Source organism: Ensifer aridi, from assembly GCF_002078505.1.
Lineage (GTDB): Bacteria > Pseudomonadota > Alphaproteobacteria > Rhizobiales > Rhizobiaceae > Sinorhizobium > Sinorhizobium aridi.
This window is the reverse complement of the sequence record NZ_LUAV01000016.1, coordinates 38,669-53,672: the sequence shown is the minus strand read 5'-3', so window position 1 is coordinate 53,672 and position 15,004 is coordinate 38,669. Positions and strand designations below refer to the sequence as shown.

Genomic DNA, 15,004 nt, shown 5'->3' with positions numbered 1-15,004 from the left:
GATGCCTCAGACGTAGCGGAAGACGCCGATGGCGTAGATCACCGAGAGGGCGAGTGCCCACCAGAGATTTGCGCCGACTAGTCCCAGCCATGCGAGGTGAATGAATGCGCTTCCGAGCAGCGAGACGAACAGCCGGTCGCCGCGGGTCGTCTCGAAGCGAAGAATGCCGACGCGCGGATTGCCGCCGGGCCGGGCATATTCCCAGACAGCCATGAGCGACAGCAGCGCGAAGATCGTCAGAAAAAACATGGCGGTCGGGAACGACCAGGCCATCCAGCCACCGGGGATCAGCGAGGCGAACCAGTCGCGCTCGCCGTCCTCCACTGGCAGAGCGGAAATGAGCAGGCCCGCAGCTGCGACATAGACGACGAGCACGGCGACAAGTGCGACGGGCCAGCGGTTCTTGCGAGTGGCGATGCTTGCCATCAGACCCTCCCCAGGGCGAAGCCCTTGGCGATGTAGTTGCGGACGAAATAGATGACGAGCGCGCCGGGGATGATGGTCAGCACACCGGCGGCGGCGAGCACGCCCCAGTCGAGGCCCGACGCCGAGATCGTGCGCGTCATCGTTGCGGCGATCGGCTTGGCGTCGGTCGTCGTCAGCGTGCGGGCGAGCAGCAGCTCGACCCAGGAGAACATGAAGCAGAAGAACGCGGCCACACCGATGCCGGAGGCGATCAGCGGCACGAAGATCTTGGCGAAGAACCGCGGGAACGAGTACCCGTCGATATAGGCGGTCTCGTCGATCTCCTTCGGCACGCCGGACATGAAGCCTTCCAGGATCCAGACTGCGAGCGGCACGTTGAACAGGCAGTGCGCGATCGCGACAGCGATATGCGTGTCGATGAGGCCGAAGGCGGAGTAGAGCTGGAAGAAGGGAAGCGCGAAAACCGCGGGCGGTGCCATGCGGTTGGTGAGCAGCCAGAAGAACAGGTGCTTGTCGCCGAGGAAGCGGTAACGCGAGAAAGCGTAGGCCGCCGGCAGCGCCACCGTCACCGAGATAACGGTATTGAGCACCACATAGATGATGGAGTTGATGTAGCCCGAATACCAGGACGGATCGGTGAAGATCACCCGGTAGTTCCCGAGCGTCGGGTTCTGAGGCCAGAGCGAGAAGGCGCCGAGGATTTCGCTCGTTTCCTTGAAGCTCATATTGACGAGCCAGTAGATCGGCAGCAGCAGGAAGACGATGTAGATCGTCGGCACCAGCCAGGAGAGGCGCTGCGAAAGCGGTTGCTTGTTGGTCATCATGGTTTCCTCCCTCCTTTCTCAGCCCTGCGCGTCGCTCGTGGTCATCACCGTGTAGAAGATCCACGACAAGAGCAGGATGATGAGGAAGTAGATGATCGAGAGGGCTGCGGCGGGGCCGAGGTCGAACTGGCCGATCGCCATCTTGACGAGATCGATCGACAGGAAGGTCGTCGAGTTGCCGGGACCGCCGCCGGTGACGACGAAGGGTTCCGTGTAGATCATGAAACTGTCCATGAAGCGCAAGAGGAAGGCGATCAAGAGCACGCGCTTCATCTTCGGAAGCTGGATGTAGCGGAAGACGGACCAGCGCGAGGCGCCGTCGATCTTGGCGGCCTGGTAATAGGCATCCGGGATCGAGACGAGGCCGGCATAGCAGAGCAGGACGACGAGGCTCGTCCAGTGCCAGACATCCATGATGATCAGCGTCACCCAGGCATCGATGGGGTTCTGCACATAATTGTAATTGATGCCGAGCGAGGCGACTGCTCGTCCGAGCAGCCCGATGTCGACGCGGCCGAAGACCTGCCAGATGGTGCCGACGACGTTCCACGGAATGAGCAGCGGCAGCGCCATCAGCACAAGGCAGATCGGCACGCCGATGCCCTTCTTCGGCATGTTGAGGGCGATCACGATGCCGAGCGGGATCTCGATCGCGAGAATGATCGCCGAGAAGATCAGGTTGCGGGTGAGCGCGTCCCAAAAGCGGTCGGATTCCAGCACCTCCAGGAACCAGTCGGTGCCGGCCCAGAAGAACTCGTTATTGCCGAAAGTGTCCTGCACCGAATAGTTGACGACCGTCATCAGCGGGATCACCGCCGAGAAGGCGACGAGCACGAGCACCGGCAGGACCATGAACCAGGCCTTGTTGTTCCAGGTCTTTTCCATGTCAGGCCTCCTCACCGACGCGCCAGGAATCGGCATAGATGTTGATTGCCTTCGGATCGAAGGTGACGCGCGGCTCGGCAGGGATCTCGCCGTCCTCGTCGACGACGATCGAGATCAGCCGATCGGCGAAGCGGGCGCGCACGATCTTGTGGCGGCCGATGTCCTCGACCTTGGTGATCGCGACGGGCATGCCCTCGCGGCCGAGCGAGATGAATTCCGGACGGATGCCGAGTTCGGTCTTCGCGCCAGCCTCGATCTTCGGCTGGAAATTCAGGCCAATGCTTTGGTCACCGATAGCTGCCCTGGCTCCGTCGATCTCGGCCGGCAGGACGTTCATGCCCGGTGAGCCGATGAAATAGCCGACGAAGGTGTGGCGCGGCCGCTCGAAGAGTTCCGCCGGCGTGCCGATCTGGACGATCTGGCCGTCATACATGACGACGACCTTGTCGGCGAAGGTGAGCGCCTCGGTCTGGTCGTGCGTCACATAGACCATGGTGAAGCCGAATTGCTTGTGCAGCCGCTTGATCTGCGAGCGCAGCACCCATTTCATTTCCGGGTCGATGACGGTCAGCGGCTCGTCGAAGAGGATGGCGCTGACGTCGGAGCGGACGAGGCCGCGGCCGAGCGAGATCTTCTGCTTCTGGTCGGCCGTCAGCCCGCGTGCGGTTTTCTTCGCCCAACCGCCGAGCCCGGTCATTTCGATGATCTCCTTGACGCGGCGGTCGACCTCCGCTTCCGGAACCCGGCGGTTGCGGAGCGGGAAGGCGAGATTGTCGTAGACGGTCATCGTGTCGTAGATGACTGGGAACTGGAACACCTGGGCGATGTTGCGCTGCTGCGTCGTCAGATGCGTGACATCGGTACCGTCGAAGAGGATGCGCCCCTCCGACGGGTTGATGAGCCCCGAAATAATGTTGAGCAGCGTGGTTTTGCCGCAGCCTGAAGGGCCGAGCAGCGCATAGGCGCCGCCGTCGTTCCACTCGTGATGGACTTCCTTCAGCGCATAGTCGGCTTCCGACTTCGGCTTGGCGCCGTAGGCGTGGCGGATGTGGTCGAGATCGATGCGTGCCATGGTCTCCTCCCCGACGCTTTCTTCAGGCCGTCCCGCCGACCGCCCGGCCGTCCGGCCCGAAGGCCATCAGATGGCGGGTGTCGACGAAGACCTCGAGGGTCGCGTCCGGTTCGATATCGTGAATGCCCGGCGCCAGCATCACCCAGCGCGCATCGGCGAAGCCGACGTGAATGAAGCTTTCCGAACCGGTGATTTCGGAAATCGCCGTCTTGACGGTCAGCGGATCGCCGCTTCCGTTGGGGCGGTCGAAGGAAAGGTGGTGAGGTTGGAAGGCTACCGTGCAGGGGCCGTCGGCGACTGCCGCCAGATGCGCGGGAACGGAAAGCACCGGCTTACCTTCGAGCGTGAAATGCGATCCCGCTTTCACGAGGCCGATCGTGTTGAGCGGCGGATCGGCGAAGGTGCGGGCGGTGACGATGTCGACCGGACGGCGATAGACGTCGATGGTGCGGCCGAACTGGGTGATGCGGCCCTCGCTCAAGGTGGCGGTGTTGCCGCCGAGCAGGAGCGCTTCGGAGGGTTCTGTCGTCGCATAAACGAAGATCGCGCCGGAAGCGGCGAAGATCTTCGGCAATTCCTCCCGCAGCTCCTCGCGCAGTTTGTAGTCGAGATTGGCGAGCGGCTCGTCGAGCAGCACCAGGTCGGCATTCTTGACGATGGCGCGCGCGAGCGCCGTGCGCTGCTGCTGGCCGCCGGAAAGATTGAGCGGCGTACGGTCGAGATAGGGCGCGAGCTTCAGGAGATCGGCCGCCTTGCGCACTTCCCGGTCGATGGCGGCGCTATCGGCACCCCTGATGCGCATGGGCGAGGCGATGTTTTCGTAGACCGTCATCGCCGGGTAGTTGATGAACTGCTGATAGACCATGGCGACCGAGCGCTTCTGCACAGGCAGGCCGGTGACGTCTGCGCCGTCGAAATGGATCGAACCGGAGGCGGGCTTGTCGAGACCGGCCATCAGCCGCATCAGCGACGTCTTGCCGGAGAGGGTCGGGCCGAGCAGCACGTTGAGCGACCCCCGCTCCAGCGCAAGGTCGGTCGGGTGGATATGCGTCTCCCCGCCCACGACCTTGGATATGTTTTTCATTTCAAGCATTGAATTCTCCACCCAGCCATCGGCAGTCCCAAGCGCGGAATAGAGCGGGACGAGGAAAAGTGTTTTCGGTTTTCCGCCCGCATCCCGCTCTTTTTTGATCGATCACGCTCATGATTTTGGGTCGAATCCACCCAAGATCATCGTGATCTACGCGGCTGCGCTGGCCGCGTCCCGCATATACTCCTCCAGTTCCGCGGTTTGCGCCCGCGAAAGCTTCAAGCCCAGCTTCGTACGGCGCCAAAGCACGTCCTCCGCACGCAACGCCCATTCCTGCCCGATGAGCCAATCCACTTCGGCCGCATAGAGGTCCGCCCCGAAGCGCCTTCCGAGGTCGGCCTCGCTTGCGGCATTGCCGAGAAGCCGCGCCGCCCGCGTGCCATAGAGCCGGACGAGGCGGCGGGCGTGCGAAGCGGCCAGAAAGGGATAGTGCGCTTTCAGTTTCGCGACCTCCTCCTCGTAGCCCGCAACTGGAAATTTGCCGCCCGGCAGATGCGATCCGGCCGTCCATTTCTTGCCCTTAGCGCCGATCGCCTCGCCGATCTTGTCTAGAGCAGATTCCGCGAGCCGCCGATAGGTCGTGAGTTTGCCGCCGAAAACATTGAGCAACGGAGCCTCGCCGTTCTCGACGCGCAGTACGTAGTCGCGGGTCGCCTCCTGCGCCTTGCTTGCGCCGTCGTCGAAAAGGGGACGCACCGCCGAATAGGTCCAGACGATATCCTCTTTCGTGACCGGATCACTGAAATATTCGCTCGCCGCCCTGCAAAGATAGTCGATCTCGGCATCACTGATGCGCACGTCCGCCGGGTTGCCGGTGTAATCGCGGTCCGTGGTGCCGATCAGCGTGAAGTCGTCCTGGTAAGGAATGGCGAACATGATCCGTCCGTCCGGATTCTGGAAGAAATAGGCGCGTGGATCGTCGAACTTCTTGTTCACGACGATATGGCTGCCCTGGACGAGGCGGACATTGCGGACGTCGTTTTTGCCGAGGGTCTCGGCGAGCACCCGGTCCACCCAGGGACCGGCGGCGTTGACGAGCATGCGGGCGCGCACCGTTTCGCGCGTGCCCGTCGTCACGTTCTCGATCTCGATCGCCCAGCGACCGCCCTCGCGGCGGGCAGAGACGACGCGGGTGCGGGTCATGATCCGCGCGCCGCGATCGGCGGCGTCGCGCGCGTTCAAAACCACGAGACGGGCGTCGTCGACCCAGCCGTCGGAATATTCAAACGCCTTGATGAAGAGACGCTTCAAGGGCGCACCCGCCGGATCGCGGGTCATGTCGAGCGTGCTCGTCGGCGGGAGCAGCTTGCGACCGCCGATATGATCATAAAGAAAGAGGCCGAGGCGGATCAGCCAGGCTGGGCGGGGGCCGCCTTTGTGGTAGGGCAGCACGAAGCGCATCGGCCAGATGACGTGCGGCGCCATGGCCCAGAGCACCTCGCGCTCCATCAGGGCCTCCCGCACAAGCCGGAATTCATAATGTTCGAGATAGCGCAGGCCGCCATGGATGAGCTTGGTGGAACCGGAGGAGGTTCCGGAGGCGAAATCATTCATCTCGGCAAGCGCGACGGAATATCCTCGACCGACCGCATCACGCGCAATGCCGCATCCGTTGATGCCGCCGCCTATGACAAAGACGTCGAAGATTGCCTGCTCTGACACTGTATGCTCCCCTCCACATTTCGCGACGCACAATTTTTACGCAATCGCGAAAGTGAAAGCAGTTAAAGCGAAAACATTTCGAATGTCAAACGAATGTTTCCCGAATCTCAGATGATGGAACACGCATGCCCGGTCAGATTTCCGTCTCGATCAGTTTGACACCCTGGTCGGCGCAGATTTTCTTCACGTTTTCAATGATGCAGCGGTCGGTGATGAAGGTTTGCACCTGGGAGATATGGCCGATGCGGACCGGCGCGGTGCGTTCGAATTTGGTCGAATCGGAAACGAGAATGACATGACGTGCGTTGGCAATGATCGCCTGCGCGACTTTGACCTCGCGATAGTCGAAATCGAGCAGCGCGCCGTCATGGTCGATCGCGGAGGCGCCGATGACGGCGAAGTCCACCTTGAACTGCTTGATGAAGTCAACCGCCGCCTCGCCGACGATGCCCCCGTCAGAGCCGCGCACGACGCCGCCGGCAATCACCACCTCGATCGAGGGGAAAACCCGCAAGCGATTGGCAACATTTATGTTGTTGGTGATGACCATCAGTTCCTTGTGGTCGAGCAGCGCTTCTCCGACCGCCTCGGTGGTGGTGCCGATATTGATGAAGAGCGAGGCGTTGTCGGGAATGAGGCTCGCTGCGGCGCGGCCGATCGCCTGCTTTTCCGCCGCTGCGATCTGGCGGCGAGATTCGTATTTGACGTTCTCTTTGCCGCTCGGGAAGATGGCGCCGCCGTGAATGCGGTTGAGCACCCTGGCGTCGCAGAGATCGTTCAGGTCCTTGCGGATCGTCTGAGGCGTCACGGAGAAGCGCTGGGCGAGGTCCTCGACGAGTACGCGGCCCTCGGCTTTCGCCATTTCCAGGATTTCCGCCTGCCGCTCCGTGAGATACATCCGACGCTCCCTCGTTTTCGTTTTCTTTCATAATATGCAAAAACGAAAGCCGCGCAATTTCAGAATCAGCGATTGAACTGGAGTTTCGATTTTCGGCCCGCAAGCGTGAAGCGGACGTTGCAATCGATCGGCGGATGCGCCAGCGTGGTTATGAATTCGATTGGCCACGGCGCGCTTTAAGAGGAAGACAAGCACATGTTTCATCCGGCCTTGTTCAAGGGCATGAATGTGGTGGTCACCGGCGGCGGTCGGGGCATCGGCCTTGAGGTCGCGCGGCAATTTCTCGACTGCGGCGCCCGCGTGCTGGTGCATATGGGCCGGACGATCGCCGCCGATCGTCCGGAATTTCTCGATCTCGCCGCCGCCGAGGGGAGGGCGTTCCTTGCAGCGGCGGATTTTCTTGCAGCAGGGGGCGTGGAGGGCCTCGCCGATGTGGTGCGGAGCCGCTTCGACAGCCTCGACGTGCTCGTCAACAATGCCGGGACGATGGTCGGCCGCTTCTCCGCGGCAGATATCACCGACGACGACTATCGAACCGTCGTTGCGCTCAATCAGACATCGGTCGTCGAGATGACGCGAGCGATGCTGCCGCTCCTCGGCAAAGGCACCCATCCGGCGATCGTCAACACCGTCTCGATCTCGGCGCGCACCGGCGGCAGCGCCGGCTCGTCCATCTATTCCGCGACCAAGGCCTTCGTCGCCATCTATTCGAAGGCGCTGGCGCGCGAGCTGGCGCCGGCAGGCATCCGCGTCAACTGCGTCTCGCCCGGCACGATCGCCACCGACTTCCACGCGCGCTATTCGTCGCCAGAGAAACTGGAGGCGACGCGCAAGACGATCCCCCTCGGCCGGCTCGGCACCGCCGAGGATTGTGCGCCCGCCTATCTCTTCCTCGCTTCGCACGCGCTTTCGGGCTACATCACCGGGCAGGTGCTGGAGGTGAATGGTGGGCAGCTCATCGCTTGAGATCCAGGCATGATCGACAAGCTGGAATTCTTTCTCGCGCTCGCCCGCGAACGGCATTTCGGCCGGGCGGCGGAGGAGTGCGGGGTCACGCAGCCGACGCTTTCGGCCGCGATCCGCCAGCTTGAAGACCAGCTCGGCGTCATGCTCGTCAATCGCGGCTCGCGCTTTCAGGGGCTGACGCCCGAAGGCCAGCGGGTGCTCGAATGGGCGCGGCGGATCGTCGGCGACACGCGCACCATGCGGGAGGAAATGCGGGCGGCGCGAAAAGGTCTGTCGGGTCATATCCGGCTTGCCGCGATCCCGACGACGCTTGCCATGGTGCCGATGATCACTGCGCCGTTCCAGGAGAAGCATCCGGACGTCACCTTCTCGGTGCTTTCGACGACGTCGCTGCAGATCCTGGCGCTCCTCGAAAACCTCGAGATCGATGCCGGTTTGACCTATCTCGAAAACGAACCGCTCGGCCGCGTCACCAGCGTGCCGCTGCAGGTCGAGCAATATCATCTGGTTACGGCCGCTGGCACGCCTCTTTCGGATCGCGAAAGCGTGACCTGGAAGGAGGTGAGCGGCATTCGGCTTTGTCTATTGACTGCGGATATGCAGAACCGGCGGATCATCAATCAGCACTTTGCCGAAACCGGCGCGGTCGCGAACCCGACGCTCGAATCGAACTCGATGATCGTGCTCTTCTCCCATGTCCGCACCGGCCGCTGGGCGAGCATCATGCCCTATAACGTCGCGAAATCCTTTGGTTTTCCCGAGGATATCCGGTTGATTCCGATCGTCGAACCGGACGTGCATCACACGGTTGGCCTGGTGGCGACCTATCGTGAGCCGTTTACGCCATTGGTCTCGGCTTTGCTGCATGAAGCGCGCATTCTTGGTGAGCGCAACAGGGCTCAATAGATTTTTTCTATCGATCGACGGAACAGCATTATTGACCCTTCGGAACATAAGCGCGAAGCTTGTCTTGTAGGCAGAGGTCGAAGAGGCTCCGATCTTTGCCAAGTGATTGAAACGGCGTGACGACGGTCGAAAATTCGACGGCACCGCGCCGCGAGCCGGGAGGGCTCTCTCAGTGAATATCCATCTGCCGCGTGCAGACGTGACCGAACGGACGCTGGCGATCGTCGGCGAACTTAAAAGCCTGGAAGGCCCGCTGCTTCCGATCCTGCACGAGATCCAGGACGAGTTCGGCTACGTGCCAGAAGAGAGCCTGCCGGTCATTGCCCGCGAACTCAATCTGTCGCGCGCCGAAGTCTACGGCGTCGTCACCTTCTATCATGATTTTCGCGAGCACCCGGCGGGGCGGCATGTGCTGAAGCTCTGTCGTGCCGAAGCCTGCCAGTCGATGGGCGGCGACCGGCTTGCCGAACGCGCTAAGGCCCTGCTCGGTATCGATTTCCACGAGACGACGCCGGACGGCGCCGTGACGCTCGAATCCGTTTACTGTCTCGGGCTCTGTTCCTGCTCGCCGTCGGCGATGCTCGACGGCGAGGTGCATGCTCGGCTCGATGAGGCGGAACTCGAGACGCTGGTCGCGGAGGCACGCCGATGACCGTGAAGATCTATGTTCCGCGCGATGCCGCAGCGATTGCCCTCGGCGCCGAAAAGGTGGCGAAGGCGATGGCCGACGAGATCGCTGCGCGCGGCCTCGACGCCACGATCGTCCGTAATGGTTCGCGCGGCATGCATTGGCTGGAGCCACTGGTCGAGGTCGAAACAGCCGAAGGCCGCATCGCCTATGGGCCGGTGAAGGCGCGCGACGTCGCCTCGCTCCTCGATGCGGGACTCGTCGACGGCGGCGCGCACCCACTCTGTCTCGGCAAGACGGAGGAGATTCCCTTCTTCAAGCGGCAGACGCGGCTGACCTTCGCCCGCTGCGGCATCACCGATCCCCTGTCGCTCGAAGACTATCGCGCCCATGGCGGCTTGCGCGGTCTCGAGAAGGCGGTGTCGATGCAGCCCGCGGCGATCGTTGCCGAGGTCACCGAGAGCGGCCTTCGCGGCCGCGGCGGCGCCGGCTTCCCGACCGGGATCAAGTGGAAGACCGTCCTCGAAGCGAGGGGCAAGCAGAAATACATCGTCTGCAATGCCGACGAGGGCGACAGCGGCACCTTTGCCGATCGCATGATCATGGAAGGCGACCCCTTCGTCCTGATCGAGGGCATGGCGATCGCCGGCATCGCGACGGGCGCGACCAAGGGCTACGTCTACACCCGCTCCGAATATCCGCATGCGATCGCGGCGATGACCGAGGCGATCGAGATCGCCCGCGCCGCTGGCGTGCTGGGCGCTTCGGTACTCGGCTCCACCCACGCCTTCGACATGGAAGTCCGGACCGGCGCTGGCGCCTATGTCTGCGGCGAGGAGACCTCGCTCTTGAACAGCCTCGAAGGCAAGCGCGGGCTCGTGCGTGCCAAGCCGCCGCTGCCGGCGCATAAGGGCCTGTTCGACTGCCCGACCGTCATCAACAACGTCATCTCCCTCGCCTCGGTGCCGGTGATCCTCGACGAGGGCGCGGCCTACTACCGCGACTTCGGCATGGGCCGTTCGCGCGGTACGATCCCGATCCAGATCGCCGGCAACGTCAAGCATGGCGGCCTTTTCGAGATCGGCTTCGGGCTGACGCTCGGCGAGATCGTCGACGAGATCGCAGGCGGTACGGCGAGCGGAAGGCCGGTCAAGGCGGTGCAGGTCGGCGGCCCGCTCGGCGCCTATTTCCCGCGGGCACTGTTCGACACGCCGTTCGACTATGAGGCCTTCGCCGCAAAGGATGGGCTGATCGGCCATGCCGGCATCGTCGTCTTCGACGATACCGCAGACATGTTGAAGCAGGCGCGCTTCGCGATGGAGTTCTGCGCCGTTGAAAGCTGCGGCAAGTGCACACCCTGTCGCATCGGCTCGACCCGCGGCGTCGAGGTCGCGGACAAGATCAGGGCCGGCATCGAGCCGGAGAAGAACCGCGAGCTGCTTGCCGATCTCTGCAACACGATGAAGTTCGGCTCGCTCTGCGCGCTTGGCGGCTTCACGCCCTATCCGGTGATGAGCGCGATGACGCATTTCCCGGAGGATTTCGAGCCGGCACCGGCGGTGGAGGCTGCGGAATGATCGAGTTCGGCGGAAGACACTTTGTCCTCATACACGGCAGCGATGTACAGCGCGATGGCATGTATATCGAGATCAGCGAGCAAATTGATGGCGGAACGCACGTCGTGCTTGAAGTGTTCTATCGGGACGAAGACGGCCGCATGACCTTCTCGGCTTTCTCTGAAGACTTGCCGTTAGAACTTGTCGAATTTGCCGCGCAAACAGCGCGAGAACGATTGACCCCCCGTATGGTCGGCATGGGAGCAGTGCAATGAATTTGGTGCGTGAAATCGACTTCGGCACTCCTGCTTCGAAATCCGAAAAGCTGGTGACGCTGACGATCGACGGGCGCGAGATCACCGTGCCGGAGGGCACGTCGATCATGCGCGCGGCGATGGAAGCGGGCATCGAGGTGCCGAAGCTCTGCGCCTCCGACATGATGGAGGCCTTCGGCTCCTGCCGCCTCTGTCTCGTCGAGATCGAAGGCCGCGCCGGCATGCCGGCCTCCTGTACGACGCCGGTGGCAGCGGGCATCAGCGTTTCGACCCAGACGCAGCGCCTCAAGGATGTCCGCCGCGGTGTCATGGAGCTCTATATCTCCGACCATCCGCTCGACTGCCTCACCTGTGCGGCCAATGGCGATTGCGAGCTGCAGGACATGGCCGGCGCCGTTGGCCTGCGCGACGTGCGCTACGGCTATGACGGTGCCAACCACGTGAAGGCGCGCAACAATGGCGAGATCAATCGCCAATGGGCGCCGAAGGACGAGTCCAATCCCTATTTCACCTTTGATCCGTCGAAATGCATCGTCTGCTCGCGCTGCGTGCGCGCCTGCGAGGAGGTGCAGGGCACCTTCGCGCTGACGATCAGCGGTCGCGGCTTCGATTCGCACGTCTCCGCCGGCATGAACGAGGACTTCGTCTCCTCCGAATGCGTCTCCTGCGGCGCCTGCGTGCAGGCCTGCCCGACGGCGACGCTGACGGAAAAATCGGTGATCGAGATCGGCCAACCGGAACACTCGGTCGTCACCACCTGCGCCTATTGTGGCGTCGGCTGCTCCTTCAAAGCCGAGATGCGCGGCGAGGAGCTGGTGCGCATGGTGCCCTGGAAGGACGGCCAAGCGAACCGCGGCCATTCCTGCGTCAAGGGCCGTTTCGCCTATGGCTATTCGAACCACAAGGATCGCATTCTCAATCCGATGATCCGCGAAAAGATCACCGATCCCTGGCGCGAAGTCACCTGGGAAGAGGCCTTCGCGCACGTGGCCTCCGAGTTCCGCCGCATACAGTACCAATACGGCCGCGATTCCGTCGGCGGCATCACCTCGTCGCGCTGCACCAATGAGGAGACCTATCTGGTTCAGAAGCTGGTGCGCGCCGGCTTCGGCAACAACAATGTCGATACCTGCGCCCGCGTCTGCCATTCGCCGACCGGTTACGGCCTCAACCAGACCTTCGGCACCTCGGCCGGCACGCAGAATTTCGACAGCGTCGAGCATACGGATGTCGCGATCATCATCGGCGCCAACCCGACCGACGGCCATCCGGTCTTTGCCTCGCGGCTGAAGAAGCGGCTGCGCGAGGGCGCGAAACTGATCGTCATCGACCCGCGGCGGATCGACCTCGTCCGCTCGGCCCATGTCGAGGCCTCTTACCACCTGCCGCTGAAGCCGGGCACCAACGTCGCGATCCTGACGGCGATGGCGCATGTCATCGTCACTGAAGGCCTCGCCAACGAAGCCTTCATCCGCGAGCGCTGCGACTGGTCGGAATACGAGGACTGGGCCGCCTTCGTTGCAGAGCCCTATCACAGCCCGGAAGCAACCGAGGTCTATACCGGCGTTCCGGCCGAACTGGTGCGCGGGGCTGCTCGGCTTTACGCCACCGACGGCAATGGAGCGATCTATTACGGCCTCGGCGTCACCGAGCACAGCCAGGGCTCGACCACCGTGATGGCGATCGCCAACCTCGCCATGGTCACCGGAAACATTGGCCGGCCGGGCGTCGGCGTCAATCCGTTGCGCGGCCAGAACAACGTGCAGGGTTCGTGCGACATGGGCTCCTTCCCGCACGAGCTGCCGGGCTACCGGCACATCTCCGACGACGCGACGCGCGAGACCTTCGAGAAGCTCTGGGGCGTCACCCTTAACAACGAGCCGGGCCTGCGCATCCCGAACATGCTCGACGCCGCCGTCGACGGCACCTTCAAGGGCATCTACATTCAGGGCGAGGACATTCTGCAATCCGATCCAGACACGAAACATGTGGCCGCCGGCCTTGCGGCGATGGAATGCGTCGTGGTGCAGGATCTCTTCCTTAACGAGACGGCCAATTACGCCCATGTCTTCCTGCCCGGTTCGACCTTCCTCGAAAAGGACGGCACCTTCACCAATGCCGAGCGGCGCATCAATCGCGTTCGCCGCGTGATGCGGCCGAAGAACGGCTATGCCGACTGGGAGGTGACGCAAAAGCTCGCCCAGGCCATGGGGCTCAGCTGGAACTATGGCCATCCGTCCGAGATCATGGACGAGATCGCCGCGACGACGCCGACCTTCGCCATGGTCTCCTATGACTATCTCGACAAGATGGGCTCGGTGCAGTGGCCCTGCAACGAGAAGGCGCCGCTCGGTTCGCCGATCATGCATGTCGACGGCTTCGTGCGCGGCAAGGGCAAGTTCATCCGCACTGAATATGTGGCGACGGACGAGAAGTCGGGGCCGCGCTTCCCGCTGCTTCTGACGACGGGCCGCATTCTTAGCCACTACAATGTCGGCGCGCAGACGCGGCGCACGGAGAATGTCGTCTGGCACCCGGAAGACCGGCTGGAAATCCATCCGCACGACGCCGAGCAGCGCGGCATCCGCGACGGCGATTGGGTCAGGCTCGCCAGCCGCTCGGGCGAAACGACGCTCAGGGCGCTGATCACCGACCGCGTCGCGCCGGGCGTCGTCTACACCACCTTCCATCACCCCTCGACGCAGGCGAACGTCATCACGACCGACTTCTCCGACTGGGCGACGAACTGCCCGGAATACAAGGTGACGGCGGTGCAGGTGACGCCTTCGAACGGTCCATCCGACTGGCAGCGTGATTATGACGAGCAGGCGCGGCAGTCGCGGCGCATCGCCGGCAAGTTGGAGGCGGCGGAATAGGAGGCGGGATGGCGGACAAGCGAGTTTCCGCCTCTCCGGCCGTCGTCACGGTCCGGGCGGCGGACATGAGCCGTTTCCGGACGACGATGAAAGTTCCCGAAGCGGCGCGCCGGGCGGGCGCGATGGTCACGCAATCGCGCCTCGTGCCGGAGGAAATGCCGATCGCGCTGACCTACGGCGGCTCCACCCATGCGGTGATGATGGCGACCCCCGCCGATCTCGAGGACTTTGCAGTCGGCTTCAGCCTGACCGAGGGCATCATCACCGGTCCCGAGCAGATCGAGGCGGTCGAGATCGTCGCCGAAGAGAAGGGTATCGACCTGCAGATCACGCTCGTCGACGAGCAGAACGAGGCGTTGCGGCTGCGTAGGCGCCATATGGCGGGACCCGTCGGCTGCGGGCTTTGCGGCATCGAATCGATCGAGCAGGCGGTTCGCCAGACGCCGGATGTCTCCGGCTCACCGCTCCGGCTTTCCGAGCAGGATGTGGTGGACGCCGTGGGGCTTCTCGACGGTCGGCAGCCGCTGCACATCGAGACGCGCGCGGTGCATGGCGCGGCTTTCTATGTGCCGGGTCGCGGGTTGACCGCGGTTCGCGAGGATGTCGGCCGCCACAATGCACTCGACAAGCTGACGGGTGCCGCCGCGCGCGCCGGTTTCAAGGGCACGCAAGGCGCGGTCGTCGTCACGTCGCGGGTGTCCGTCGAGATGGTGCAGAAAACCGCGATCGCCGGGAGCCCGGTGATCATTGCGATTTCCGCGCCGACGGCGCTCGCCATCCGTACGGCGGAAGAGGCGGGTATGACGCTCATCGCGCTGGTGCGCGGAGACGAGTTCGAAATCTTCACCCATGCGGAGCGTATAGGTCGGGACGAGGAAGAACGGACGCCGTTTTCCGCCCGAGTCCCGCTCTGATCGATTTTAAGAGAAGCGGAGCAGTT

At 63.1% G+C, this 15,004-nt stretch carries 14 protein-coding genes; 7 read left to right on the top strand and 7 right to left on the bottom strand.

Going from position 1 to position 15,004, the window contains the following annotated elements; genetic code table 11:
* Positions 1-6 precede the first annotated feature (6 nt).
* The 7 genes from AYK65_RS15485 to AYK65_RS15455 form a co-directional block, all read right to left on the bottom strand.
* Complete coding sequence (locus tag AYK65_RS15485) at positions 7-426, bottom strand: DUF2160 domain-containing protein (RefSeq protein WP_081158927.1); 420 nt, start codon at positions 424-426, stop codon at positions 7-9.
* Entirely contained in the window at positions 426-1,250 is an 825-nt protein-coding gene (locus tag AYK65_RS15480) for a carbohydrate ABC transporter permease (RefSeq protein ID WP_026615542.1), read from the bottom strand. The genes AYK65_RS15485 and AYK65_RS15480 overlap by 1 nt, the downstream gene beginning before the upstream one ends.
* Before the next feature lie 18 nt (positions 1,251-1,268).
* Positions 1,269-2,135, bottom strand: a complete 867-nt coding sequence (locus tag AYK65_RS15475; protein ID WP_026615543.1) for a carbohydrate ABC transporter permease — start codon at positions 2,133-2,135, stop codon at positions 1,269-1,271.
* 1 nt (position 2,136) lies between these two features.
* On the bottom strand, positions 2,137-3,207 hold the full coding sequence (locus AYK65_RS15470; protein WP_046120510.1) for an ABC transporter ATP-binding protein: 1,071 nt from the start codon (positions 3,205-3,207) through the stop codon (positions 2,137-2,139).
* Between the two features lie 22 nt (positions 3,208-3,229).
* Positions 3,230-4,300, bottom strand: a complete 1,071-nt coding sequence (locus AYK65_RS15465) for an ABC transporter ATP-binding protein (RefSeq protein WP_046120509.1) — start codon at positions 4,298-4,300, stop codon at positions 3,230-3,232.
* 147 nt (positions 4,301-4,447) lie between these two features.
* Complete coding sequence (gene glpD / locus AYK65_RS15460; protein ID WP_081158925.1) at positions 4,448-5,959, bottom strand: glycerol-3-phosphate dehydrogenase; 1,512 nt, start codon at positions 5,957-5,959, stop codon at positions 4,448-4,450.
* Positions 5,960-6,092: 133 nt separating this feature from the next.
* Positions 6,093-6,857 (bottom strand): DeoR/GlpR family DNA-binding transcription regulator, encoded by a 765-nt coding sequence (locus AYK65_RS15455; RefSeq protein ID WP_046120507.1) that lies wholly within the window; start codon positions 6,855-6,857, stop codon positions 6,093-6,095.
* Between the two features lie 195 nt (positions 6,858-7,052).
* Here AYK65_RS15455 and AYK65_RS15450 point away from each other — a divergent pair, with 195 nt between their 5' ends.
* From AYK65_RS15450 to fdhD, 7 genes are all read left to right on the top strand, one after another.
* Positions 7,053-7,823: an SDR family NAD(P)-dependent oxidoreductase gene (locus AYK65_RS15450; protein ID WP_046120506.1), complete on the top strand. Its 771-nt coding sequence runs from the start codon at positions 7,053-7,055 to the stop codon at positions 7,821-7,823.
* A gap of 9 nt (positions 7,824-7,832) precedes the next feature.
* A complete protein-coding gene (locus tag AYK65_RS15445; protein ID WP_026615549.1) occupies positions 7,833-8,729 on the top strand; it encodes a LysR family transcriptional regulator in 897 nt (298 codons plus the stop codon).
* 172 nt (positions 8,730-8,901) lie between these two features.
* Entirely contained in the window at positions 8,902-9,381 is a 480-nt protein-coding gene (locus AYK65_RS15440; RefSeq protein WP_081158924.1) for a formate dehydrogenase subunit gamma, read from the top strand.
* On the top strand, positions 9,378-10,934 hold the full coding sequence (locus AYK65_RS15435; protein WP_046120505.1) for a formate dehydrogenase beta subunit: 1,557 nt from the start codon (positions 9,378-9,380) through the stop codon (positions 10,932-10,934). The genes AYK65_RS15440 and AYK65_RS15435 overlap by 4 nt, the downstream gene beginning before the upstream one ends.
* The gene (locus tag AYK65_RS15430) at positions 10,931-11,188 is read left to right on the top strand and encodes a hypothetical protein (RefSeq protein WP_046120504.1); all 258 of its coding nucleotides are present in this window, start codon (positions 10,931-10,933) and stop codon (positions 11,186-11,188) included. The genes AYK65_RS15435 and AYK65_RS15430 overlap by 4 nt, the downstream gene beginning before the upstream one ends.
* A complete protein-coding gene (gene fdhF / locus AYK65_RS15425; protein ID WP_046120503.1) occupies positions 11,185-14,064 on the top strand; it encodes a formate dehydrogenase subunit alpha in 2,880 nt (959 codons plus the stop codon). The genes AYK65_RS15430 and fdhF overlap by 4 nt, the downstream gene beginning before the upstream one ends.
* A gap of 8 nt (positions 14,065-14,072) precedes the next feature.
* Entirely contained in the window at positions 14,073-14,978 is a 906-nt protein-coding gene (gene fdhD, locus AYK65_RS15420) for a formate dehydrogenase accessory sulfurtransferase FdhD (RefSeq protein ID WP_081158922.1), read from the top strand.
* Positions 14,979-15,004 lie beyond the last annotated feature (26 nt).